The organism is Synechococcus sp. UW179B, assembly GCF_900474245.1.
In the GTDB taxonomy this organism is placed as follows: domain Bacteria; phylum Cyanobacteriota; class Cyanobacteriia; order PCC-6307; family Cyanobiaceae; genus Synechococcus_C.
Map to the genome: position 1 here is coordinate 18,955 of NZ_UCNZ01000008.1, position 21,555 is coordinate 40,509.

At 56.4% G+C, this 21,555-nt stretch carries 27 protein-coding genes; 11 read left to right on the forward strand and 16 right to left on the reverse strand.

Annotated elements, in window-relative coordinates; all coding sequences use genetic code 11:
* The first annotated feature begins 1 nt into the window (after position 1).
* The 4 genes from DXY38_RS04460 (at position 2) to DXY38_RS04475 (ending at position 3,343) form a co-directional block, all read left to right on the forward strand.
* Positions 2-1,390, forward strand: coding sequence for a cobyrinate a,c-diamide synthase (locus DXY38_RS04460; protein ID WP_115070642.1), 1,389 nt, complete (start codon positions 2-4; stop codon positions 1,388-1,390).
* Entirely contained in the window at positions 1,339-1,689 is a 351-nt protein-coding gene (locus tag DXY38_RS04465; protein WP_006852292.1) for an acylphosphatase, read from the forward strand. Before DXY38_RS04460 ends, DXY38_RS04465 begins: the two co-directional genes overlap by 52 nt.
* Positions 1,690-1,733: 44 nt before the next feature.
* Positions 1,734-2,327, forward strand: a complete 594-nt coding sequence (locus DXY38_RS04470; RefSeq protein WP_115070643.1) for a histidine phosphatase family protein — start codon at positions 1,734-1,736, stop codon at positions 2,325-2,327.
* 689 nt (positions 2,328-3,016) lie between these two features.
* Positions 3,017-3,343, forward strand: coding sequence for a hypothetical protein (locus DXY38_RS04475; protein WP_115070644.1), 327 nt, complete (start codon positions 3,017-3,019; stop codon positions 3,341-3,343).
* Between the two features lie 29 nt (positions 3,344-3,372).
* Here DXY38_RS04475 and DXY38_RS04480 read toward each other — a convergent pair whose 3' ends face one another.
* The gene (locus DXY38_RS04480; RefSeq protein WP_115070645.1) at positions 3,373-3,801 is read right to left on the reverse strand and encodes a hypothetical protein; all 429 of its coding nucleotides are present in this window, start codon (positions 3,799-3,801) and stop codon (positions 3,373-3,375) included.
* 362 nt (positions 3,802-4,163) lie between these two features.
* On the opposite strand from DXY38_RS04480, the gene DXY38_RS04485 reads away from it, so the two are divergent.
* The gene (locus tag DXY38_RS04485) at positions 4,164-4,850 is read left to right on the forward strand and encodes a GAP family protein (RefSeq protein WP_115070646.1); all 687 of its coding nucleotides are present in this window, start codon (positions 4,164-4,166) and stop codon (positions 4,848-4,850) included.
* Between the two features lie 74 nt (positions 4,851-4,924).
* Here the strand turns inward: DXY38_RS04485 and DXY38_RS13650 are convergent, their stop codons facing one another.
* Positions 4,925-5,101 (reverse strand): hypothetical protein, encoded by a 177-nt coding sequence (locus DXY38_RS13650; protein WP_006852286.1) that lies wholly within the window; start codon positions 5,099-5,101, stop codon positions 4,925-4,927.
* 576 nt (positions 5,102-5,677) lie between these two features.
* On the opposite strand from DXY38_RS13650, the gene DXY38_RS13655 reads away from it, so the two are divergent.
* On the forward strand, positions 5,678-5,848 hold the full coding sequence (locus DXY38_RS13655; protein ID WP_170952854.1) for a hypothetical protein: 171 nt from the start codon (positions 5,678-5,680) through the stop codon (positions 5,846-5,848).
* Between the two features lie 996 nt (positions 5,849-6,844).
* On the opposite strand, the gene DXY38_RS04495 is transcribed toward DXY38_RS13655, so the two are convergent.
* From DXY38_RS04495 to folD, 4 genes are read right to left on the reverse strand one after another with little or no spacing between them, the layout of a single operon-like run.
* Positions 6,845-8,326, reverse strand: a complete 1,482-nt coding sequence (locus tag DXY38_RS04495; RefSeq protein WP_115070648.1) for an AAA family ATPase — start codon at positions 8,324-8,326, stop codon at positions 6,845-6,847.
* The gene (locus DXY38_RS04500) at positions 8,323-8,808 is read right to left on the reverse strand and encodes a divergent PAP2 family protein (RefSeq protein ID WP_244279009.1); all 486 of its coding nucleotides are present in this window, start codon (positions 8,806-8,808) and stop codon (positions 8,323-8,325) included. The genes DXY38_RS04495 and DXY38_RS04500 overlap by 4 nt, the downstream gene beginning before the upstream one ends.
* 32 nt (positions 8,809-8,840) lie before the next feature.
* Entirely contained in the window at positions 8,841-9,779 is a 939-nt protein-coding gene (gene crtE, locus DXY38_RS04505; RefSeq protein ID WP_006852280.1) for a geranylgeranyl diphosphate synthase CrtE, read from the reverse strand.
* 41 nt (positions 9,780-9,820) lie between these two features.
* On the reverse strand, positions 9,821-10,702 hold the full coding sequence (gene folD, locus DXY38_RS04510; protein WP_115070649.1) for a bifunctional methylenetetrahydrofolate dehydrogenase/methenyltetrahydrofolate cyclohydrolase FolD: 882 nt from the start codon (positions 10,700-10,702) through the stop codon (positions 9,821-9,823).
* Between the two features lie 71 nt (positions 10,703-10,773).
* Here folD and DXY38_RS04515 point away from each other — a divergent pair, with 71 nt between their 5' ends.
* Complete coding sequence (locus tag DXY38_RS04515; RefSeq protein WP_115070650.1) at positions 10,774-12,879, forward strand: HDIG domain-containing metalloprotein; 2,106 nt, start codon at positions 10,774-10,776, stop codon at positions 12,877-12,879.
* On the opposite strand, the gene DXY38_RS04520 is transcribed toward DXY38_RS04515, so the two are convergent.
* The 6 genes from DXY38_RS04520 to DXY38_RS04545 all read right to left on the reverse strand — a co-directional run bounded on the left by DXY38_RS04520 (position 12,869) and on the right by DXY38_RS04545 (position 15,541).
* Positions 12,869-13,549, reverse strand: a complete 681-nt coding sequence (locus DXY38_RS04520) for an RluA family pseudouridine synthase (protein WP_115070651.1) — start codon at positions 13,547-13,549, stop codon at positions 12,869-12,871. The two genes, DXY38_RS04515 and DXY38_RS04520, sit on opposite strands and share 11 nt — an antisense overlap.
* Positions 13,550-13,552: 3 nt before the next feature.
* Positions 13,553-13,960: a hypothetical protein gene (locus DXY38_RS04525; RefSeq protein ID WP_006852276.1), complete on the reverse strand. Its 408-nt coding sequence runs from the start codon at positions 13,958-13,960 to the stop codon at positions 13,553-13,555.
* Between the two features lie 41 nt (positions 13,961-14,001).
* Positions 14,002-14,298: a hypothetical protein gene (locus DXY38_RS04530; protein WP_006852275.1), complete on the reverse strand. Its 297-nt coding sequence runs from the start codon at positions 14,296-14,298 to the stop codon at positions 14,002-14,004.
* Positions 14,291-14,800, reverse strand: a complete 510-nt coding sequence (locus DXY38_RS04535) for a hypothetical protein (RefSeq protein WP_244279010.1) — start codon at positions 14,798-14,800, stop codon at positions 14,291-14,293. Before DXY38_RS04535 ends, DXY38_RS04530 begins: the two co-directional genes overlap by 8 nt.
* A gap of 170 nt (positions 14,801-14,970) precedes the next feature.
* Entirely contained in the window at positions 14,971-15,273 is a 303-nt protein-coding gene (locus tag DXY38_RS04540; RefSeq protein WP_006852273.1) for an MTH1187 family thiamine-binding protein, read from the reverse strand.
* Positions 15,274-15,283: 10 nt separating this feature from the next.
* Complete coding sequence (locus DXY38_RS04545) at positions 15,284-15,541, reverse strand: hypothetical protein (RefSeq protein WP_038013571.1); 258 nt, start codon at positions 15,539-15,541, stop codon at positions 15,284-15,286.
* A 107-nt stretch (positions 15,542-15,648) separates the two neighbouring features.
* On the opposite strand from DXY38_RS04545, the gene DXY38_RS04550 reads away from it, so the two are divergent.
* Together DXY38_RS04550 and DXY38_RS04555 are read left to right on the forward strand one after the other, a co-directional pair.
* Positions 15,649-16,107 (forward strand): hypothetical protein, encoded by a 459-nt coding sequence (locus tag DXY38_RS04550; RefSeq protein ID WP_115070653.1) that lies wholly within the window; start codon positions 15,649-15,651, stop codon positions 16,105-16,107.
* Positions 16,108-16,219: 112 nt separating this feature from the next.
* Positions 16,220-16,426 carry a hypothetical protein gene (locus tag DXY38_RS04555; protein ID WP_115070654.1) on the forward strand — a complete coding sequence of 69 codons (207 nt, stop codon included), beginning with the start codon at positions 16,220-16,222 and terminating at the stop codon, positions 16,424-16,426.
* On the opposite strand, the gene DXY38_RS04560 is transcribed toward DXY38_RS04555, so the two are convergent.
* Together DXY38_RS04560 and DXY38_RS04565 are read right to left on the reverse strand one after the other, a co-directional pair.
* Positions 16,423-16,704 (reverse strand): 2Fe-2S iron-sulfur cluster-binding protein, encoded by a 282-nt coding sequence (locus tag DXY38_RS04560; protein ID WP_115070655.1) that lies wholly within the window; start codon positions 16,702-16,704, stop codon positions 16,423-16,425. The two genes, DXY38_RS04555 and DXY38_RS04560, sit on opposite strands and share 4 nt — an antisense overlap.
* An 87-nt stretch (positions 16,705-16,791) precedes the next feature.
* Complete coding sequence (locus tag DXY38_RS04565; RefSeq protein ID WP_115070656.1) at positions 16,792-17,037, reverse strand: Nif11-like leader peptide family natural product precursor; 246 nt, start codon at positions 17,035-17,037, stop codon at positions 16,792-16,794.
* Positions 17,038-17,179: 142 nt separating this feature from the next.
* Between DXY38_RS04565 and DXY38_RS04570 the strand changes: the two genes are divergently transcribed.
* The gene (locus DXY38_RS04570; RefSeq protein ID WP_115070657.1) at positions 17,180-17,530 is read left to right on the forward strand and encodes a hypothetical protein; all 351 of its coding nucleotides are present in this window, start codon (positions 17,180-17,182) and stop codon (positions 17,528-17,530) included.
* On the opposite strand, the gene DXY38_RS04575 is transcribed toward DXY38_RS04570, so the two are convergent.
* Complete coding sequence (locus DXY38_RS04575) at positions 17,520-18,356, reverse strand: carbohydrate ABC transporter permease (protein WP_115070658.1); 837 nt, start codon at positions 18,354-18,356, stop codon at positions 17,520-17,522. The genes DXY38_RS04570 and DXY38_RS04575 overlap by 11 nt on opposite strands.
* A 25-nt stretch (positions 18,357-18,381) precedes the next feature.
* Positions 18,382-20,004 (reverse strand): 2-isopropylmalate synthase, encoded by a 1,623-nt coding sequence (locus DXY38_RS04580; protein WP_115070659.1) that lies wholly within the window; start codon positions 20,002-20,004, stop codon positions 18,382-18,384.
* A 131-nt stretch (positions 20,005-20,135) separates the two neighbouring features.
* Here DXY38_RS04580 and DXY38_RS04585 point away from each other — a divergent pair.
* The coding region (locus DXY38_RS04585; RefSeq protein ID WP_115070660.1) for a glycoside hydrolase family 57 protein at positions 20,136-21,555 on the forward strand (1,420 nt) is incomplete at its 3' end.

Sequence of the window (21,555 nt, forward strand, 5' to 3'; positions counted from 1 at the left end):
CATGGCCTGTGTGATCGCTGCTCCCTCTAGCAGCAGCGGCAAAACCCTGCTCAGCCTCAGCCTGATCGCTTGGGCGCAACAGAAGGGATTGAGCATTCAACCCTTCAAGGTGGGACCCGATTACCTCGACCCCCAACTGCTTGGGGCCAGTGCGGGGCGCCCATGCCGCAACTTGGATCTGCCCTTGTGCGGACCCGACTGGGTGAAGACCAGTTTCCATGGCTACGGAGGTCGCTGCGACCTAGCCCTCGTGGAGGGGGTGATGGGGCTGTTCGATGGGATCGGCTCAACCGGAGAAGGGAGCAGCGCCGCCGTGGCCAAACACCTTCAGTTGCCGGTGGTATTGGTGGTGGATGCCGGCGGCCAGGCGCGATCACTCGCCGCGCTCGTGAGCGGATTTCGTGATCTTGACCCCGACCTGCATTTCGCAGGTGTGGTGCTCAATCGCGTGAGCACGGAGCGCCATCGCTCCCTTCTTGAAGAGGTGTTGGCGGCGATCAATGTGCCATGCCTGGGGTGCCTTCCGCGGGATTCAAGCCTCGACCTCCCCAGTCGACATTTGGGCTTGGCACCAGCCCATGAACTCGATCAATTGAACGTTCGCCTGGGGCAATGGGCGGCGATCGCTGATCAACATCTCGAGATGGGGATTTTTGAGCGGTTGATGCAAGCGCCAACACCAGGTCCAGAACCGATACAAACCGTGTTGGCCAAGGCTCTGGCAGAGGACAGCGAACGAGAGCCCCTACCAGTGGCCGTCGCCCAAGACAACGCGTTTCATTTCCGTTACCCCGAGATGCAAGATTGCCTCGAGGCGATGGGGATGCCAGTGATCCCTTGGCACCCCTTGGAGGATGAACCGTTACCGCAAGAGGCCTATGGACTGGTGATCCCAGGAGGCTTCCCAGAACTCCACGCCAAACAACTCAGCTGTTGCCAACAAAGCCTGTCAGGACTGCGCGACTGGGTACAACGCAAACCGCTGTATGCCGAATGTGGCGGCATGTTGATGTTGGGGACCAGCCTGATGGACGGGGAAGGAGAAACCCATGCCATGGCGGGCGTCTTGCCGTTTCACGCCCAACGCGGGTCATTGCAGGTGGGATATCGCCGCCTAACGGCAAGCTGTGACAGCTTGCTTTTGAAGGCAGGTGATCAGTGGATGGGGCATGAATTTCACCGCTGGCAACTCAGCGAGGAACCTGTGGGCAGATGGCAATCGCTGTGGCAGGTTGATGGCTGGCATGTTGATCGCAGAGAAGAAGGATGGGCACTTCCAACCGTTCACGCAAGCTGGGTGCATCTTCACTGGGCCAGCTCATCGACGATCTCATGCCGATGGCGCGACGCTCTCGAAACCGTGGCGAATCAGATAGCGACCGATTCATAAAGGCCACGCGTCAGAGACAACAGCCCTTGAAGGAGCGCTGGCGGTTCCTGATCGAAGGCAGCGTGCAAGGGGTGGGATTCAGAAACAGCTGCCGACGACGCGCCCTCGACCTCGAACTTTGCGGTTGGGTTCGAAATCTCAAGGACGGGAGAGTGGAGGTCCAGGCCGAAGGAGGCGAAATGGCCTTGAACGAATTTCGTCTGTGGTGTGAGCGCGGCCCGAGCACGGCAACCGTCAAAAGGGTGCTGCTCTCCAAAATGCCCGTCACGGGCAATGACTGGTTTGACATTCGGGCTTAAGAGGGACCAGACAGCACCGATCTTCAACTGAGCTAATCCACACCATGGGCCATGAACGTCAGATCTGGTTGCTTCGGCACGGAGCCACTGAATGGGCCAAAAATGGACGGCACACCGGCAACACCGATTTGCCCTTGCTGCCGGAGGGCGAAGAAGAGGCCAGGCTGCTTGCGCCTGCCCTCACATCCCATCGGTTTGCCGCTGTGTTTAGTTCACCGCTTCAACGGGCAAAACGCACCTGCGAACTCGGTGGCCTAGGCCAACAACGACGGATCATGGAAACCTTGCGCGAATGGGATTACGGCGATTACGAAGGAATCACAACCCCTGAGATTCGCAAGAGCATTCCGAACTGGACGGTCTGGAGCCATGGCTGCCCCAATGGCGAAGATGCGGAAGCCGTGCAACAACGCTGTGAACAATCCATTGCCAGCGCCCTAGCGGAGCCGGGGGAAGGGGATGTTGCCTTATTCGCCCACGGACATTTGCTTCGTGCGCTGACAGGCACCTGGTTGGGACTCGGAGCAACCGGTGGGCGCCTGTTCCAGCTCGGCACAGGAACGATTTGCATCCTGGGCTTCGAGCGAGGGCAACGTGCGATCACCCGCTGGAATGCCCCTACCAATGGCTTGTTTTAGAGGCTTGGCAGCGTTCTGTCGCCAATGCGTATGTATCTCTATGTAAGAAACAAGACTTCCAGTTCAAGCTTCTGCTGAAGAGACTGGATCTCTTCAGTGGGAGGGTGGCGTTGGAGACCGTCACTCTTTTTTTGTGCTGAACCACCCCCGACCCTCACAGAAAAATGGGTATGTATCTCTACGGACATTTCTCCATCCCTAAGCCATCTTTGTTGTGGAGCTATGACTGGGGAGTTTTAGCTCCATACAAAAGGGACGGTCTTGGAGAATGCGACCGTTCTTTTTTATGAAACAAATCATTTTTGTTGGCACATCGCTTGCCTTAGCTGTATAGCTATTCAAACTTTGCTCACTCGTTGATACAAACCAACGGCAAACTCCAAGAGTCAGCTGCCCTAATCCATCACCATTCAAGTCAACGCCCCTGCAGCAAGGCTGCCTTTCAAGAGGCTTAACAAACAACACAGATAAGCAAACTTTTAAGCGGCGAACATCCATGCCTAGCCCAAGCCTCTCAAACGAGAAAGCCGTGAATGCAGAGTTCCAATATGTTTCGTTCGTCAACTATCACAACGGAATGAATTCCCATCCGCACAATCGCTACAATGCGGGTTCAGAAGCTGCCAGGATTACTGGTAATTTCTACCTACTAAAGGTACATGAACATGATGAAGCCGTACGTTTTATACGTGTTCACACTGCCAGATTGCGAACCCACCGCAAAACTCAAAGCGTACGTAGAAACACTTACAAAGCCTCAACAAGCCACACTCGAATTCGTTCCCTTACGTGGACCTGATGGCGGGTTCACCGCCCTTGCAGAAAAGCTTCAAGTCGATAGCGCGCCCACCCTCGTTGTCACCTATGAAGGCCTATCTTGCGAACTTGATGCCGATGGTGACGAGGATTGCGACTATACAGAAGAACCGGTAGAGCGCCTGATTGGCGTTGACGCCATTACCAAACATCTGCTCAGCACCATTGACGGCTATACAAATGCGAACCCACCTGAATAAAAAAGAAGATTAACCAGGGCCCCAGCTGATTATTTTGCCGCGTCAAATACAGACTGATTAACTTCATTGCAATGGCCGTTCATATTCACCTTGGTTGCAATCATCCAAGCGATAAAATCTACCTCTGAGCTTAATTGACCTGGCGGATTAATCTCTATCTCCAAGGTTCCATTTAACGACAAACCGTTTTTATTTTTGTTGAGATTAGCTTTTAGGCTACGGCCTGTCATTTGTGCTTCATCCCATTGACTGTCCTTATGGGACATGAACCTATTGTTAGCGAGGTCAATCTTCAAAAACAATGTTTCTTCTTTTGTCTCCTCTTTGATCAGTTTCTGAGTTTTAATTTCAGTAAAAACAGCTCGTGTGGTTGTCTTGCACTCCAGAAAAAGGACGTCATCAGCCAAGGCAGGAGACGCTGAAAAAAGCAGACCGCCGAGAACAAGAAAACGTTTCATCCAATCAAAGTAGCAACAACAAAAAGGCAAAGGCAATGCAAAATCCGAAGGAGGGAAGGGGATGCTGAATGTCGCAATGAGCCCCCCAATCGAAAACGATCAGTCCGGCACTGGCAGCCTTTTCAATGGCTTAGGGATATTTTTTCATCGCATTCCATTCTATTCAATCTTTTTCAGCTGGCCAGAAAAAAGCCTTGACTCGGAAGAACTGGGATGATGCACTGCAATGATGAACTCCGATGTGGAACCGCCCAAAGCAGTTCATCATCAAGCAAACACCCCCCTTGAGGAGAGGCTCAAAGTAGCTGATTGAGCGCAGGCCCTAATACGATCGAACTGGCATTTTGTGTTTCCACTAAACGATGAGCGACACCACGCTCTGGGCTGAGCTCCTCGCCTATGGAACTGGCATCGGCCTATCCCCGATTCACATCGCCGTGTTGTTGCTGCTTCTCCTAGGACCGCAGCCATTGCGACGTGGTGGCTGGTTCGTGGCGGGATGGATCATCACCACGATGGCGACATCTGTTCTTTTGGTCACCGTGGGCCATTCGCTGGTGCTGGACATGACGCAAGGCTCCCATCACCGCACTGGATTGGATCTCCTCGCAGGTGGAGCCTTAATCGCCGTTGGAGGTAGGGAGTTGCTGCGCTCCTTGACCGATGGAGACTCACCTCCGGCATGGACCACAAGCGTGGACCGCTTTGTGAACATGCCCCTTCCCCTGCTGTTGTTGCTGGGTGCGGTGGCGGAAGTTGCCAGTCCCGATGATCTCGTGCTGTTCGCAAAATCAGCAGGGGTGGTCTTGGCGGCCCAACTGCCAACTTGGCAAGAGCTGATTGGTCTTTTGGCCTTCACCATCGGAGCAAGCCTTTTGCTCCTCACCCCATTGATCGCCGTTGCGGTTGGCCGCGACAAGGTTGTGCCTGTATTGGAACGCGGAAAAGAAGTGCTCTTTGCTCGAGGAGAGCTGGTTGTCGCCGCCGTCAGTATTGGAATCGGGGGCTACCTCGGCTGGCAAGGAATTAGTGGTCTCACCATGACCTAAACAAGCGCTTGAATCGAATCAAGCAGGAGAGCTAACCGCTCCTGCTTGAAACTTAGAGCTGTGCTCCGAAGCAGTCAAAGGCCTTGTTGCTGACGGATGATCCACGCTGATGCAGCTTGCTGCTGCTTCCACGCGACAAGCAACTGTTTAGCGATCGATTGCAACTCCTCAACGTCTTTAGAACCGTCAATCTCTCTTGAAAACTTCTCGATTTCGAACATTTGCCCGATAGTCAAAGCAATTGGATCCATGGGTCTTTTTGCTTGGCGAGCTGAAGTTAGCCCTTAAGCAATGACGACGCAAATCCATCAGGTAGTGATTGCAACCGATTTGACGATTACATGCTCAACTCACTACATTTCGCTTATTACAGATCATTGCCTAACAGCGCTTATGCCTTTGATTGAAACAGCTAATTAGCCTAAAAAGCATTGTCACGCCTGGCCTCGATGCACTTCTCCTGGAAACAACACCTAGAGCTTTCCAGAAAAGTATCTAAGAGTGCAGACGCCCATCAAGGCGTCGCTCTCGCTCTGATGGGAGTGGGTTTATCGATACTGGCCAAGGATCTATTGGCTGCTGAGCTGCTTAATCATTCGAGTTCACAGACACCAACGAAGAACTAAACTTTCGATCACAAAGCGATTGCTCGCCTTTGTCGCCGCAGATAGGACAAGATAAAAAGCTTCGCTTGCCAGGAAGTGATCAACTGACCAACGAAAGAAATCGGCTTTTCACAGGATCTACAGCAAGGAGAGTATGGATAGATACAAACCGCATCAAAGGAAGACCATAAGGTTTTAGTACTGATCATTAATCAGATACTGATGGCGAAAACACGCACCGCAAAGGATGAAGCGATCCCAAATGGACAATTAATGCATTTGGCCCTAGAAGTTGCCAGCAAAGCGATTGAATTGCAGCAGAATAATGACAACAACGGAGATGCAGCCTTCGACATCACAGATGCATCATTGCCACCGGTATGCGCCTTATAACAGGATCACATCAGATCCTGCAGCCGCGATTGAGCAGACCTATCAATGAAAAGTATCTGTGCCGTGTCAATCAGACATCCGACAGAAGCATCATCAAACGAACAACAATCAACAGAATTAGGTATTTTTACTCGTTAAAAGAATTATGTAGTTGCTGATGCCGAGGGCATGAATACCTCCTATTAAGTTAGTGTTATCCACAGGAGTAGCCATGAACTTTACAGTTCCCGCAATCTCAATTGGTATCGTCACATACACATTATTCCATCTCTGCTTTTCACATATCATGCATTAATGGCTACACAGCCAAGATCAACGGATTCGTAACAACCGCCTTAGCGATTAGCAAAGGCGGTTTTTTATTGCATGATCAAGCACACATAAAACAAACAAAAAATGCGCAAGCAGGCAAGACAACTCTTGACTTTTACAAAGTAAGTAAATAAACCTAGGAACGATTTATATCGCAATCATGTACTTGCCAGCAAATGAAAATCATCGTACTCAATACCCACTTGAGAGAACAAGATGAAAGCAATCCCAACCGGACACTCATACACATCAATCACAGAGCGCTGGGATAGCGTCGACGCTTACCTGGAATGCGTCACAAGTTGCGACCTTAAGGATGGTGTTTGCGTGACCATGTGCATCACCAAGCATCTGGAGCCGCAAACAGCATCAGAAGAATAATAATTTTCCATGCATCCACCTAGAGAAGGAAGGTCAACCCTGACAGTTTTCACTTAAAATCATTCATAATACCCGCCGAATAGCGTCACAAAGATAAGAACATGCCTTCGCTTCGTTCTGCTGAAGAGACCTGCAAAGCGCGTATCAACAGCCTCATAGGATTACGAGCAGATTTGAGCCCTTGCAGGCCTTTTGACGACTATCTTTAGCTTAAAAAAGCCGATCTTTTCTCCCCTTAGAGATGCTATGCAGGGCATGAAGATCTTCTGTGATCCCTACCCATTCACATGAACAGCAGACATGTCATGGGTGTGATTCATTTTTAAGAGCCCGCGACCAGCGTTCCACCGCTGCGGCTGATGATGACTTTCCCGCTATCCATACAGCCTCTTGCGCCCGGCTTACAGCGACATAAGCCAACTGGCGTCGCAGGACGAGGTCCTGTGGCCAGAACACATCATCGGCAACAAACACCTCTCCGAAACTGCTGCCCTGACTGCGGTGAACGGTGAGTACAGCGGCTGGACCCAAGGAAGCAAAAGCATCACGGATCAAGAAATAGCGGCGCCAAAGGGGCCTCCCACCCCGCTTTCCCGCATCTCTTGCCTGCGTGCGTAACCCCTGAAGCACACCATCAAGACGCTGCCGCGCCGCACTCCCGGACGGTGGCTGCAAGCGCAAACTGAGTTCTAGCTCACCACTACGAACCCTCGCCCTCACGGTCTCGATCACAGGGGCCTCGAATCCAGCGAGAGCCATCTGCGTCTCCCCCGCAAACCCAAATTCAGCCAGGTCACAGCGTTCAGGGGTGACATCCTCCACCACCACTTCACGATTCGAGCCGAGCACCAGATCGGGTTCTTCCCCTGTCTCTGCGCCGTCGCGGGAGGCAGGGGCCATCACCGCCGTTCGGCTGATCAGAACTTCACCTGGAAGAACGGCCATCTGATCGGCCATCTCACCATGAATGGCCCGTCGCGCATGGGGCACAAGCGCATCCAGGGTGCGATTGGTGTAGCAAAGAATGCGTGCTGCATCAGGGTTATCACAGGCCGCAGCACGGCGCAGACCCTCTTGAGCCTGGATCAGCCAAGCCGAGCGATTGAGCACACCCACCTGGCCCAATTCGCTGCGCAGCGGAGGCATCAAGGGCGGCAGCTCACAGGGCAAGCGTCCATCGCGCAGGCAGCTCGCCAGCTGAAGCACTGGGCCTTGATGACGCACCACTTGCTTGAGCGACGCCGTGATCGCACGGTCCATGGAGAACACCGGACTATCCGCTTCCCCCACCGGCGGAAGCTGGGCCGGATCGCCAACGAACACCAGTCGAGTCTTGAAAGGATGCGCGCACTGCAGTGCGACCGACAACAGCGAGCTATCGACCATGGAGGACTCATCGACCAAGACCAGGCCGAGATGTTCCAACGATGCCGCCGTTTGTTCCGTGGATTCGCAAACCTCCCGATCCCCCTGGCGTCGCAACTTGAGACGCAACAGTCGATGGATGGTGGAGGGGTACCAGGTGGGATGAAGGCCCTCTAAATCCAGGGCATGGCGCAACACACCCACCGCTTTATGGGTGGGAGCCACAACGGTCCAACACAGCCCTGTGGCTTCCACTTGGCGCAGCAAGCGCATCGACAGGAAGGTTTTGCCGCTGCCGGCATAACCGCTCAACACAAACGGAACGCCAGGATCCTCGCTTGCCAACCACGTTTCAAACAATGCAGCTGCTGTCTGCTGATCGTCGGTGAGAGTGGCCTCAGACGGCTTCAGCCTGCTCACCCGCTGAACAAACCAAACGTTTGGGCCAAATGCAGGGGCGACCCCACAAAAAAGAGTCCAGGTAGGGCGATTAAAGGTCCCAGCAAACTGCCCACCAACACCTCCGTTCGGGTGTGACCGAGCCGCTCTTTCAGTGGCTTCTCCGGTTGGTTAGGCCAGAGCGATTCAGGCAATTCGTTGAGGCGTGCAGCCGTGAATCCTGCCGCCCGGCGCACCCCACTGGCGTCGTACATCACCACGAAAGCCACCGTGGCAGCCAGCGCAAACGCAGGCTGATCAAAACCGATCTGCCAGCCCACTCCAGCGGCTGTACCCGTGACCAATGCCGAATGACTCGAAGGCATTCCTCCGGTTTCAAATAACACCGCCGGCCTCCAGCGCTGATTCAGCACCAATTCCAGGAACAGCTTGGAGAACTGTGCCAAGCCGCAAGCCGCCAATCCCCAGGCGAGCACAGCATTATCCAAGATCTGTGCAGGCATCGACAGAGTCGACATCATTGAAATCACCATGGTCAACAATCGCGACTCGCCACGTAATCGGCGAGAGCCAACAAGGGCGCCGCCTTGTCCCGCCATGGGTCGAGCGCCGCCTTGGACTCCCGCACCAACTGCAACGCCTTCTCGCGCGAAGCTTCCAGGCCTAGAAGCTTGGGATAGGTGGTTTTATCGGCGAGAAGATCCTTGCCTGCCGTTTTGCCCAGCACCTCGCTGCTGGCAGTGACATCGAGGATGTCGTCAATGATCTGGAAGGCCAAACCAATGCCGTTGGCATAGGTGCGCATCGCCTGCAGTTGCTGATCGCTCGCTCCGCCGATCAGAGCTCCGGTCACCACACAGGCACGCAGCAAGGCCGCGGTTTTATGGAGGTGGATGTACTCAAGGGTCTCGAGATCAACCGCTTGACCCTCGGATTCAAGATCAACCACCTGACCTCCGACCAATCCGGGGGCACCAGACACGAGCGCCAATTCACCGACAACCCGCAACAAGCGCTCCGCGGGGACGTTGGCACTGCGAACAGCCACCATTTCAAAAGCACGGCTGAGCATGGCATCACCCGCAAGGATGGCCATGGCATCGCCATACACCTTGTGATTGGTCGGACGCCCCCTGCGCAGGTCATCGTTGTCCATGGCGGGCAAATCGTCGTGAATCAACGACATGGTGTGGATCATCTCCAGAGCCACCGCCGTTGGCATCGCAAGCTCGGGCGACCCCCCTACTAATTCACACGCCGCCAGGCACAAGATCGGGCGCAACCGTTTCCCCCCCGCCAGAAGGGAGTAGCGCATGGCATCGCGCAAAGATTCAGGACGCTCAGGGCCCATCGAGGCATCCAGAGCGATCTCCACGCGATCGCGGGAAAGCTTTAGGTAAGCCGCAAAATCAAAGCTGGAGGGGAGCTCACCGGAGGACGGCACGCTTTCGGGGCTAGTGGCCGCAGCGGACATGGTGAGCGAAGTGCTGGGGGAATTCTCTCAGGCCGAGGGGTTCAGACCACCAAATCGGACAAGTCCAACGCAACCTGATGGCGTCGACACCAGGCCACCACAGTGTTGACCAGCAACATCGTCACCGTCATCGGGCCCACTCCTCCAGGAACTGGAGAGAGCGCTGCGGCAACCGGTTCGAGCTCCTCAGCACGCACATCACCGCACAGTCCGCCCTCAGGGCGGCGATGAATCCCCACATCCACCACCACGCAACCAGGAGTGATGTGGTCAGCACCGATCATTTCAGGACGACCTGCGGCGACCACAAGAATCTCGGCCTGACGGGTGATCGATGCGAGATCTTGCGTGCGCGAATGGGCCACCGTGACGGTGGCGTTCGCCGCCTGAAGCATCAGGGCCATCGGCTGACCCACCAGGATGCTCCGCCCCACCACAACGGCACGCTTGCCGGCGGGATCGATGCCTTGATCACGAAGCATCACCATCACGCCAGCCGGTGTGCAGCTGCGTGGGCCCTGCTCACCCTTCAACAGCCGCCCAAGATTCAAGGTGTGCAGTCCATCGGCATCTTTGTCGGGATCGATTTCAGCCAGAAGAGGCGTCTCATCCAGCCCCTCCGGTAGGGGCAGCTGGAGCAGGATTCCATCCACCCGCTGATCCGCATTGAGCGCGCGAATCGCTGTCAGCACCTCCTGCTGTGATGCATTGGCCGGGAGATGGGAGCCAAAGCTTTCCACCCCGATGCGTGCACAGGCCTTCTCTTTGTTGCGGACGTAGACCGCACTGGCCGGATCATCGCCAACGCGGAGGACAGCCAGGCCTGGTGATCGCCCTGCGGCCGCCATGCCGGTTTGAATCTGCTGCTGCAAGCGCGCTTCCAGCTTTGCGGCGAGCTGCTTGCCATCCAGCCTGAGAGCCATCGAGGTCTGTTGACACTGATCCCAGCATGCTTCCTCAGTGGGGCTAGCGTCTGTATCAGTGATCAACAGCTGTGTTCCGATCTCATCCTCTGGCCAAGCTCTGGAGAAGCTGGTTGCGGAGTGAGTCACCGCGACGCCCTGTGCTGCGTTGGAACCGCCTCCAAAAGGCTGGACTGCTTCTGATCTGCATTGCCGTTGCCCTCGTCTCCAGCTGGCCATGGCTGGTGGAACCCGACTTACGCCCCGGCATCCCAGCACCGTTCGATTCCTTTGCTCCGAAAGCCGCACGGGTGGTGGACAGCGAAGCGCTCGAGCAAAGGAGATCCAGCTTGATGCCCAACACCTTTGTGCAGGTGGTGGATGCGCAGCAATCAAGCCTTCTCAAGCTCAGACTCGAGCGTCATCTCGCTGAATTGGAGCGCGTCGCCAGGAGCCAGAATATTGATCGAATTGGCCCCGTCAATCTGACCACAGACGAACAATTCTGGCTGGAAAAACGATCGCAACAGGATCGCAAAAACTGGGACATGACGATCCGCAGGGCTGTCGATCGGATGCTCAGCCAAGGTCTTGTGAACACGCTGGCGATTGAACAGCTCCGAAAGGCCTCATCCCTGCAACTCGAAGCCTTGGGGCCTGAGGACGCTCCAGCCAGAACCCTTGGCAGCAAGATCGCAACGACCACACTTCAAGGAGCCAGCAACCTCCAGACCGATCCCCTGCGCAGTCAACGACTGATTGAAGAGCTGATCACGCAACAAGGCATTCCAACCATTGAAGTCAAAGCGGGCGATCTGATCACGCGCAAAGGCGAACCGATCAGTTCCCAGGCCTACGACGTGCTCGATTTCTTTGGACTGATTAATCGCAGCCCAAAGCTGGGAATCTGGTTGTTGCGTTTCACCGAAGCACTGGCGAGTTGCGGCTTGATGCTGCTTGTGATGAAACGGGAAAGACCCTGCCTCGAGGCGTCCCACGGGTTTCTGGCGATCGGCCTCCTCTTTATCAGCCAATTCAGCAAGCTTTGGTTTGGTGCAGCCGTAAGCCCCCTGGCTGTGATCGTGCCTCCCACCCTGCTCTTGGCCCAAGGGCTTGGAACCACCAGTGGCCTGGCCTGGATGGCTGTGAGCTGTTTGCTGTGGCCGACTCCCGTGAGTGGATTAGGTGAAGGCCGGCTGCTGATCACGGCGGCCGTTGCAGCGATCGCCGCCATTCAGGCCGGTCGATTACGCAGTCGAGCGCAGTTGTTGCAACTGGCGGTGTTGCTGCCCTTAGGTGCGTTGGTCGCCGAAATGGTGGTGCTACGGCAACCGTTTGAAGCCGTGAACCTGTCCTGGACGCGGCTCACACCCGACACCGGAGAACTCGCGTCCGAGGCCCTGCTGATGGGTCTGCTGATGATGCTCACGATCCTGTTGATTCCCCTGCTGGAGAGCTCATTCGGCCTGCTCACTCGGGCCCGTTTGATGGAACTGGCCGATCAAGAGCGTCCATTGCTGCGACGGTTGTCATCAGAAGCACCTGGAACCTTTGAACACACGCTGATGATCTGCGGGTTGGCCGAAGAGGGCGCTCGGGCCATTAAGGCCGATGTGGATCTGATCAAAACCGGATCGCTGTATCACGATGTGGGCAAACTCCATGCCCCGAACTGGTTCATTGAGAATCAAACCGGCGGCGAAGAGAATCCGCACACCAAATTGAACGACCCGGTGGCCAGCGCAGGAGTTCTCCAGGCCCATGTGGACGAAGGCCTCAAACTGGCCCGGCGCTACCGCTTGCCGCGGCCCATCGCGGATTTCATTCCGGAGCATCAAGGCACCTTGCGCATGGGCTTTTTCCTGCATCAAGCCCAGCAGAAGGACCCAACGATTTCTGAACACCTATTTCGTTACCGAGGCCCCACCCCTCGATCCAAAGAAACCGGAATCTTGATGCTGGCTGATGGCTGTGAGGCCGCCTTGCGATCACTCCCCCCCGACACCAGCGACAGCGAAGCGCAAACCACGGTGAAGCGCATCTTGGAGGCGCGCTTAGCCGACGGACAACTGAGGCAAAGCGGCCTAAGTCGCGCCGAAGTGGACCTGGTGATGCATGCCTTTGTGCGCGTCTGGAGGCGCATGCGACACCGCCGGATTCCCTACCCAATCCCGGCAAAACGCAGCTTCAGCGCGTAGGCAATCGCTCGGGCCAAGGCAGAAGAGAGCGCACCAGAATGCGCTGCCCGCTGAAGGGGTCAGAAAAGCTCATGCCGAGGGCATGCAGATGAAGACGGTCAGAGGAGGAGCCAAGCCCAGGCGCTGCGTAAATCGGATCGCCGATCACGGGTAAACCAATCGCTGCCAAATGCGCCCGCAATTGATGGGAGCGGCCTGTTCGAGGAACAAGCCAAAGGCGTGAACGGTCATCTCCAAGCTGGGCACAACGCCAGAGGGTCAGGCAGGAGCGCCCATCGCGGTGAGGCCCATAACGGGGAGGGTGGGCAGACAAACGCGCCAATGGCACGCGCACCGATCCTGAGAGGGCCTTGGGATGGCCATGCACATCAGCCACATACAGCTTGTGCACTTTGCGATCGGCAAACAGGCCGCTAAGCCATTTCAAGCTCAGCGGATCCCTGGCCAACAGCAGCAAACCGGAGGTGTCGCGATCGAGACGATGCACGAGGCGGAGCTCCGGCAGCACGGCCTGAACCCGGCTGATCAAGGAATCGCTCTGGGCGGGGCCAAGACCAGGCTGACTGAGCAAGCCAGAAGGCTTCTCGACCACCACGAAATGGGGATGCCAGCAATGAACCAAAAGCCCTGAGAGGGATGATCCGAGCGACGAGTCCGATTTCTCGGCCATCGCTCAGAGGCGACCACCACGACGATGGCCGGGACGGCACCAGTAGAGCAGGGCCAGCACGTTGAGGAGGCCCAACACAATCGTGGCCACACCCAACACAATCGCTTGGTCTCCTCCCCCAAGAGCCAGCAAAGAGAGGCGGACGATGCCGTAGGGCAGGGATCCAGCCAAGGCCATCGATAAGGAGACGATGGCCAAAATCACGCCCCAGTGCCGCTCACCAAGCAAACCAGCAGAGGCCACGATCCCCACGATTGCCGCCGGCCAGGCAAGCGCAAAAGCCACGCTGATCGTGGCGGCCTGAAGGCTGGATGCCTGAAACGCAACCAGACCAATCACGGGCAAAGCCAGCAAATTCCCGGTGAGTCCGAGCCAGGTCATCAACCAGTAGCCGGGCAACTTGGGACCCATCGAAGATCAGACCAGGAATGGCCACCGTAAACACCGGTGTGTCAACTCTCGTCATCCAACAAGGTTTCGAGCGTGGCAAGCAGCAAGGCAATCGCTTCTGCCCGGGTCAAGGCGGCATCACTCACCTCATCCACCCACCCCTGGCAGAGCGTTTCAATTTCCTCAAACAAGGGTCCAGCACTACGTAGTGCCTCCATCACGGCTGCGGAGGAGGTTTCATCCCGTTCATCGCCATCCATCACCACATAACGACGCCCGTCCTCCCCCATGTAGGTGAGACGGCCCTCTGCATCGATGTTGGGACCGGTAATCGGCGTGATCGGTGCATCCTCATCCATCGCCTAACCCCGCAGCAGGAGTGCTCTTGGGGGCACCCCGTTTCAGACGATTCCCACAAAAACCTCGAAACAACGCTTTCACTTCAGCCATCGGCAATCCCTGCACCAGCCTTGCCTCAATTTCATCGCGTCGCTGGGACTGGTGATACAAACGCAATTCCTGAAACGAGCTCATCGACTGCTTCTCTATCTGGGCAAGGGCACTGCCAATCTCATGATCAGGCAAGAGAGGTCCCTGCTGACAATGCTGCATCACGTGGGCTGATTCATGGGCCAACACGGTCCACACCTGAGCAGGATCATCTTGAAGGTTGTTGGAGCACAACAGCAAGGCATTCCTTCCGGCATGAAAGGCACCTAAGAGTCCAGATGGGCAGTCTTTTGCCACCAAGGTTTGGGTGCCGGCTTGACGCAGAAGAGAGGAATAGTCGCCGATGTCAGCCCATGACTGGGCACGCACTGGAGATCCAATCGAAAGAGAGCCCATCAAAGGGGCTCCCATTCCAACGAGGACAAACCACGAGGAACGAAGAACGGATTTCCACATCAAGAGCCTGGCCTACGCCTGGCCTCATTCAAGACACAAGAGAGACAAATGAGAATGCGTGGCTTTGGATCTACAGATTTGCGCCAGACCCAAAGCCCTTCCCATCGGCAACGCCTAAGAACCGCTCAAGGCAGGATCAAGCGCTCAACGCTGGGAACTTTGTCGCGGAACGACTGCTCGCGATCCACACGGGTATTCACACGCAGCGTGGCGTGAATCCTCGGCACCCCCTCACCATGCAGCCGCTCATGACAGCGCTTCACGCAAGCAAACACAGCATCCCAATCCCCCTCGATCGCGGTTCCATTCGGCCCGAGCTCATACTCAAGCCCCGACGCTTTGATCAGCTCGTTGCAGATCGCCACCCACGGCGCCAGCGAACCTTCAACGCCCACAGGCACCACACAGAGATCCACGCTCACGTTCATCGGTAGGGGCTCAAAGGACGGAAGAGGGCTCTCCGCCGTCACGAAGACAGGCCTGCGGATAGCGAATCGTTCTCCAAGCACCGCAACTTGTTTGGACCTCTAAACCGATCCCACGCTGCTGAATGGAGAGATCACGGCCTTGCCCCGAACACCAGCTCTGAGCCGCTGCTTCAGCGGCATCCATCGATTCGTAGGGAGCATCCAGCACTGGGTGGGGACTGCCGTCCAAGGCAATCAGTCTGTATAAAGAACGAACAAGTTTCGGCAATGTTCCAATCACGCATCTGTCCCTAGTCTTCCACCTCTGCGCAACAACGCCAGCGGTGAAGCAAGAAGACAGCCGAAACGTCACGATCAGCTCACGATGAGCTCACGATGAGCCACCCACAACTCCAAGCTGCACTTGAGCAGCTGATGGCGCGCGCGCCCTCGGCATTGTTCAAACGAGCAAGACGCCTCTACCTCGACAAATACCCCCTGGACGGCCGCGATTGCAGCAGCGCGCTGCGGTTATTTGTGGCAGAGGAACGGGTCGAAGAATGGGTCGAACCCGACCCGGAGGCCGCTCCGCTGGGAAAGATTGCCGTCGTGACGATTCGTCCAACGCGTTTGTCGTTGGTGCACTGGCAGCAAAGCGAACCCGCCTCCGAACAGATGTGCTCCGATTACCTGGAAAACACCTGGGGGCTCGATCCCAGCGGCTTCAAGGCGATGAGCGATCCCTGGTTCAGGAATGGCGGGCAGCAGAAACAAGCCCAAGCCCCTGATGGCTTGATCTGGACCCGACGATCTGCTTTTACGGCCGAAGACCCTTCAACCGCAGCCATCGAGTGAGAAAGGGGGGCTCAGTAACAATGTCAAGGGTTGAAAACAAAGGAAATCCTGTAGACCGAAAGATCGGGCAACAGCCATCGCTAACCCGGAATTAAGCCTTGATGAGAACGCCATGAGAGCCCCAGTTGCTGAACGCTATGTGCTCCGTCAAAACTGCACTGGTAGCTACTTGAGTTTGAATCACCAAACCCAGTCCATTGAAGGGGTCTCGAGCGTTGAAGCGGCATGGAGTTTTCACAGCCATGAAGGCGCTGTAAGCCATGCCTTGCTCATCGGCCAAACCCATGGAGAAACCCCGGACGTGATCAAGCTCGCTTAGAGCTCGTCTTCCACGTTGGTCTTGATCGAGCAATCGCTCAGCGGATAGCTCACGCAAAGCAAGGCAAACCCCTTGGACATCTGATCGTCATCCAGGAAGCTTTGATCAGCTTGATCAATGCTTCCGTTGAGAATCTTGCCGGCACAGGTACTGCAAGCACCCGCACGGCAGGAATAGGCGAGGTCAATGCCTTGCTCTTCAGCTGCATCGAGGATGTATTGATCATCGGCACAGCTGAAGCTGGATCCACCTTCGATGCTGATCGTGAAAGAAGCCATGACTCAGTAAATGATCAACCTCTTGCTAACGGGGTTTACGGGCGCGGTCTTGGATCGTCAGAGATCCCAAACGCTGAGCGGCGCTTATCAACCTGGAATGAAATGCCTCAGTCGCCTGGACTCAGGCGCCATTTGCTGCTGCAGATCAGCGGCGCTGGCATTGGTCTGCTCCCGTTGTTGAGCCTGAAACACGTCGTCTTCGGTGATCGTGAGCCCACGAGACTTGGCCAGGGTGATCAACTCCTCCAAGGGCAATGGCTTGGCAAGTTGCTCGGCCAAAGCAGGATCGTCATGACGCGAACCAAGCAATTGATCGAGATCTTGCAGCGACATGAACCAGGGGCAACTGAAATGGATCTACTCCAGCAACCCACCCTTTAAGCGTTCAGACCGCAACAACCTGACACCGTGAAAGGCAACGCTGGCCTCCCGTCAGCAATCATGCTCAGACAAGAAACAAGCCTTCTCGCTGACCATGGGTTCCCGATGGCGTGTCATCGAAGCGGTGGCCCTTCCAATGCTCACCCTGCTGTTCCTGGCGCTCTGGCAGGGATACCGTCATCACACCGATGCGATCCGCGCGCTCCGTCTTCAACTCCATGCGCTCGAACAACAAGAGCCTGAGGTCACCAACATCAACCTGATGGTGGAACAGCTGGAGTTCCTGCAACGCCGTCAACAATCCCTCGAAACACAAATCGGAGACTTAAAACAAGCCCAGCAGCGCTGGCGCACCCAGGAACGACAACGAGTTCAGCGCTCAGAGCCAACGGCGAGGCCAGGAGAACCAAACAAGCCATCGCTGGACTTCATCCCTATCCCTTAACGGCATCCCCACTGGCATTGGGAAGGATGAAGCGCTGGAGCAGCACAAACATCACCAGCACCGGCAGGATCGACACCACGGAGCCGGCCGCAACAATCCGCCAATCGAGGGAAAAGCTGCTGGCCAATTGCTGCAGCCCTAAGGGCAAGGTGAACAGGCCTGGATCATCAAGGATCACCAAGGGCCAGAGGAAGTCACTCCAGGTGCCGATGAACACGAACATCGCCAGGGTGATCAGATCAGCCTTGGCCGCAGGAATCATCACGTTCCACCATTCCCCAAGCTTGCTGCAGCCATCAATGCGTGCGGCCTCCTCAAGCTCAACGGGCACCCCCAGAAAGCTTTGACGCAGGAGATAAAGCCCAAAAGCGGTAGCCGCCTGAGGAATCACCAACGCCATCAGGGTGTTGCGCAAGCCAAGCTGCACCATCAGCAGGTACAGCGGAATCATCACCACCTGAAAGGGGATGAGAATCGTTGCCACGACGAGGGCGAGGACAAGACCCCGACCAAAAAAGCGCATACGCGCCAATGGGTAAGCCGCAAGGGAGCAGAACAGAAGATTCGCCACCACTGCAAGGAAGCTGACGACTGAACTGTTGAAGATGTAAGTCCAAAGCGGATTGTCACGAAACAGACGCCCATAGGCATCGAGGCTGGGCTGGGCCGGAAACAGCGAAGGCGGGCTCGTAAAGATGTCCTCAGCGGGGCCTTTCAAAGACGTGCTCACCAGCCACAGCAAAGGAACCAGCACGGCAAGTGCCAGCAGGATCAGCAGCAACAACTGCAGAAGGGGAGCTGGACGCAGAGTGGATTTGAGCGACATGGATTTCAGCGCCATCAAGCCCTCATTAACGGACAGGGCTGGAATCGAGCTCAGCCATATCCCGTTGCGGATGAATCGTTGGTCCTGCCGTTCCGGCAACAAGCCGATTCAAAGCATTCACAAACGCCTCAGCAGCGGCCACCACCACATCCGTATGGGCGGAATGGCCGGAATAAAGCTGGCCGTCACGACGCAGACGAATGGTGACATCACCCATGGCATCAATCCCTTCCGTGACCGACTTCACCGAAAACTCCACCAATTCATTGGGCTCACCTGCCAGCTGATTGAGAGAACGGCAAACGGCATCCACCGGTCCCGTTCCCACAGAGGCTGCGGTTTGCTCCTGACCATTTTCATCGGCGAGGGTCACCGTGGCTGTGGGCTGAAGACTGCTGCCGCAGCTCACCTGCACCAGCTTCAGCTGATATTTCGCATCGGGCTGTTGCACCTGGACGCTGACGATCGATTCCAGATCGCGATCCGTGATTTCCCGTTTGCGATCGGCAAGATCTTTGAAGCGGGCAAACGCATCATCCAGATCCTCACGGCTGAGGTCGTAGCCGAGCTCTTCCAAGCGAGCGCGAACAGCGCTGCGGCCGCTGAGCTTGCCCAACGAGATCCGGTTGTCGGAGAGGCCGACGGTGCGGGCATCAACGATTTCGTAGGTGAGCCGGTTTTTCAGCACACCGTCTTGATGGATCCCCGATTCGTGCGCAAAGGCATTGGCCCCCACAATCGCCTTGTTGGGCTGCACCACCATGCCGGTGAGATTGGAAACCAGGCGCGAGGTCTTGGTGATTTCCTCCGTTCGAATACCGGTCAGTGGTGTTGGTGAATCCTCCTCACGTCCAAAGAAGGGATTGAAATAACGGCGGCGGACATGCATCGCCATCACCAGCTCTTCGAGAGCAGCGTTACCGGCGCGTTCACCGATGCCATTCACCGTGCACTCCAACTGACGCGCGCCCGCTTTAACAGCCTCGAGGAAATTGGCCACTGCCAGCCCAAGATCGTTGTGCCCGTGCACAGAGATCACCGCATCATCGATGTTGGGCACATGTCTGTTGATGCCCTCAATCAAGCTGCCGAATTCAGAGGGTGTGGTGTAACCCACCGTGTCTGGAATGTTCACGGTGCTGGCACCGGCGGCAATGGCCGCTTCGATCACTTCGTACAAAAACTCAGGGTCGCTGCGACCAGCGTCCTCGCAGGAAAATTCAACGTCATCCACAAATGAGCGGGCGTAGGCCACCATCTCGGGAACGATGCCAAGCACGTCCTTACGGCTCTTGCGCAGTTTGTGTTCGAGGTGGATGTCGCTGGTAGCAATAAACGTATGAATGCGTCGCTTTGGGGCCGGAGCGACGGCGTCAGCGCAGGCCTTGATGTCGCCGCGGGACGCGCGGGCCAAACCACAAATAATTGGGCCGTTCTCCCCACCAACCTGCTGGGCAATGCGCTGCACGGCAGCGAAATCGCCATGGCTCGCAAAGGGGAAGCCAGCCTCGATCACATCAACGCCAAGCCGGGCCAGCTGCTGGGCAATCGCCAACTTCTCCTCGAGGTTGAGGCTGGCCCCGGGGGATTGTTCACCATCTCTAAGAGTGGTGTCGAAGATCAAAACGCGACCTGGATCCTTGGCCATGGCTAAAGCCTCGAAGGGTTTTAGTCGGAATGACTATGAGTTAAGCCACTCTAAGCGAGACAGGCGTTACGAGCCGGCGGCTTTAGGGAGAAATACCGGTACATTCGATGGATTCATAGTGAGTTTGAGCGTTGGCCCAAGGAGCACTAGCCCTTGTTCTCCATGCGCACCTTCCTTACGTGCGGTCGAACGAGGCGAACTCGCTCGAAGAAGACTGGTTTTTTCAAGCGCTAATTGAGTGCTATCTCCCCCTGGTGGAGATGCTGGAGTCTGCGGCGGGCGACCCAGCCCAGCAAGCACGCCTCACGATGGGGATCTCACCGACCCTCCTGTCTCTGCTTGCAGACAGCACACTCCACAAACGCTTCCCGAGCTGGGTTCAATCCCGCTTGCAGCTTCTGCAACAAGCCCCCAGCGATCGCAAAGCCGCTGCCATCCATCTGCAGAGCTGCTTTGAGCGCTATCTGCAGAGCTGGCAGAACAGCAATGGAGATCTGATCAGTCGCTTCCAGGCGCTGCAACAACAAGGTGTACTCGACCTGCTCACCTGCGGGGCAACGCACGGCTACATGCCGCTGCTGCGCGAACACCCGGAAGCGGTGCGGGCTCAGTTGCGCACAGCCGTGCGCGAACACCAACGCCTGATCGGCGAGCAACCTCTTGGCATTTGGCTGCCGGAATGTGCCTACTACGAAGGCCTAGACGTATGGATGCGCGATGCCGGCTTGCGCTATGCGGTGCTCGATGGCCACGGCCTGCTCCATGCCAAACCAAGGCCGAGGTATGGGGTGTACGCACCGATCTGCAGCCGCAATGGTGTGGCCTTTTTCGGACGGGACAGCGACGCAACCCTGCCGGTTTGGTCAGCCCGCGATGGCTACCCCGGTGATCCCGCCTACCGAGAATTCCACCGGGACCTGGGCTGGGATCTCCCCCAAGAGCAGATCGAATCCTTTGGACTGCCCACGCAGCGCCCCCTAGGGCTCAAGTTGCATCGCGTCAGCGACCAACGCGCTCCGCTGGATGCCAAGCAGCCCTACGAACCAGAGCTCGCCCAGGCACGCACCAAAGACCATGCCAAGCATTATCTCGAGGGGCGGCGCCTCCAACTCGAAGCCCTCGAACAGCGCATGGAGACGGCCCCGTTGTTGGTGGCCCCCTTCGATGCTGAATTATTTGGCCACTGGTGGTTTGAAGGCCCGATGTTCCTGGCTGAACTGTTCCGCCAAGGACCGGAGCAACAGGTGCGATTCACAACCCTGCGCGGTGTTTTAAGCCAAACCCCGAATCTGCAAATCTGCGACCCCTCCCCCTCCAGCTGGGGACAGGGTGGTTTTCATGACTATTGGCTCAACGACAGCAATGCCTGGATCATTCCGGAGTGGAGCCGAGCCGGCAGGGCGATGAAAGAACGCTGCAGCCGCGGGGTTGGCAGTGAACAAGGGCTGCGCATGCTGCATCAAGCTGGCCGCGAATTGCTTTTAGCTCAATCGTCAGATTGGAGTTTCATCCTGCGCGCAGGCACCACCACTGGACTGGCCAAAGAACGGA

Bases quoted from the DNA above. Each gene is read 5' to 3' on its own strand.
- DXY38_RS04460 (WP_115070642.1), top strand. From the start codon at position 2: ATGGCCTGTGTGATCGCTGCTCCCTCTAGCAGCAGCGGCAAAACCCTG.
- DXY38_RS04465 (WP_006852292.1), top strand. From the start codon at position 1,339: ATGGCGCGACGCTCTCGAAACCGTGGCGAATCAGATAGCGACCGATTC.
- DXY38_RS04470 (WP_115070643.1), top strand. From the start codon at position 1,734: ATGGGCCATGAACGTCAGATCTGGTTGCTTCGGCACGGAGCCACTGAA.
- DXY38_RS04480 (WP_115070645.1), bottom strand. From the start codon at position 3,801: ATGAAACGTTTTCTTGTTCTCGGCGGTCTGCTTTTTTCAGCGTCTCCT.
- DXY38_RS04485 (WP_115070646.1), top strand. From the start codon at position 4,164: ATGAGCGACACCACGCTCTGGGCTGAGCTCCTCGCCTATGGAACTGGC.
- DXY38_RS13650 (WP_006852286.1), bottom strand. From the start codon at position 5,101: ATGGATCCAATTGCTTTGACTATCGGGCAAATGTTCGAAATCGAGAAG.
- DXY38_RS13655 (WP_170952854.1), top strand. From the start codon at position 5,678: ATGGCGAAAACACGCACCGCAAAGGATGAAGCGATCCCAAATGGACAA.
- DXY38_RS04500 (WP_244279009.1), bottom strand. From the start codon at position 8,808: ATGCCTGCACAGATCTTGGATAATGCTGTGCTCGCCTGGGGATTGGCG.
- crtE (WP_006852280.1), bottom strand. From the start codon at position 9,779: ATGTCCGCTGCGGCCACTAGCCCCGAAAGCGTGCCGTCCTCCGGTGAG.
- folD (WP_115070649.1), bottom strand. From the start codon at position 10,702: ATGGCTCTCAGGCTGGATGGCAAGCAGCTCGCCGCAAAGCTGGAAGCG.
- DXY38_RS04520 (WP_115070651.1), bottom strand. From the start codon at position 13,549: ATGGCCGAGAAATCGGACTCGTCGCTCGGATCATCCCTCTCAGGGCTT.
- DXY38_RS04525 (WP_006852276.1), bottom strand. From the start codon at position 13,960: ATGGGTCCCAAGTTGCCCGGCTACTGGTTGATGACCTGGCTCGGACTC.
- DXY38_RS04530 (WP_006852275.1), bottom strand. From the start codon at position 14,298: ATGGATGAGGATGCACCGATCACGCCGATTACCGGTCCCAACATCGAT.
- DXY38_RS04535 (WP_244279010.1), bottom strand. From the start codon at position 14,800: ATGGGAGCCCCTTTGATGGGCTCTCTTTCGATTGGATCTCCAGTGCGT.
- DXY38_RS04540 (WP_006852273.1), bottom strand. From the start codon at position 15,273: ATGAACGTGAGCGTGGATCTCTGTGTGGTGCCTGTGGGCGTTGAAGGT.
- DXY38_RS04550 (WP_115070653.1), top strand. From the start codon at position 15,649: ATGAGCCACCCACAACTCCAAGCTGCACTTGAGCAGCTGATGGCGCGC.
- DXY38_RS04555 (WP_115070654.1), top strand. From the start codon at position 16,220: ATGAGAGCCCCAGTTGCTGAACGCTATGTGCTCCGTCAAAACTGCACT.
- DXY38_RS04560 (WP_115070655.1), bottom strand. From the start codon at position 16,704: ATGGCTTCTTTCACGATCAGCATCGAAGGTGGATCCAGCTTCAGCTGT.
- DXY38_RS04565 (WP_115070656.1), bottom strand. From the start codon at position 17,037: ATGTCGCTGCAAGATCTCGATCAATTGCTTGGTTCGCGTCATGACGAT.
- DXY38_RS04570 (WP_115070657.1), top strand. From the start codon at position 17,180: ATGGGTTCCCGATGGCGTGTCATCGAAGCGGTGGCCCTTCCAATGCTC.
- DXY38_RS04575 (WP_115070658.1), bottom strand. From the start codon at position 18,356: ATGTCGCTCAAATCCACTCTGCGTCCAGCTCCCCTTCTGCAGTTGTTG.
- DXY38_RS04580 (WP_115070659.1), bottom strand. From the start codon at position 20,004: ATGGCCAAGGATCCAGGTCGCGTTTTGATCTTCGACACCACTCTTAGA.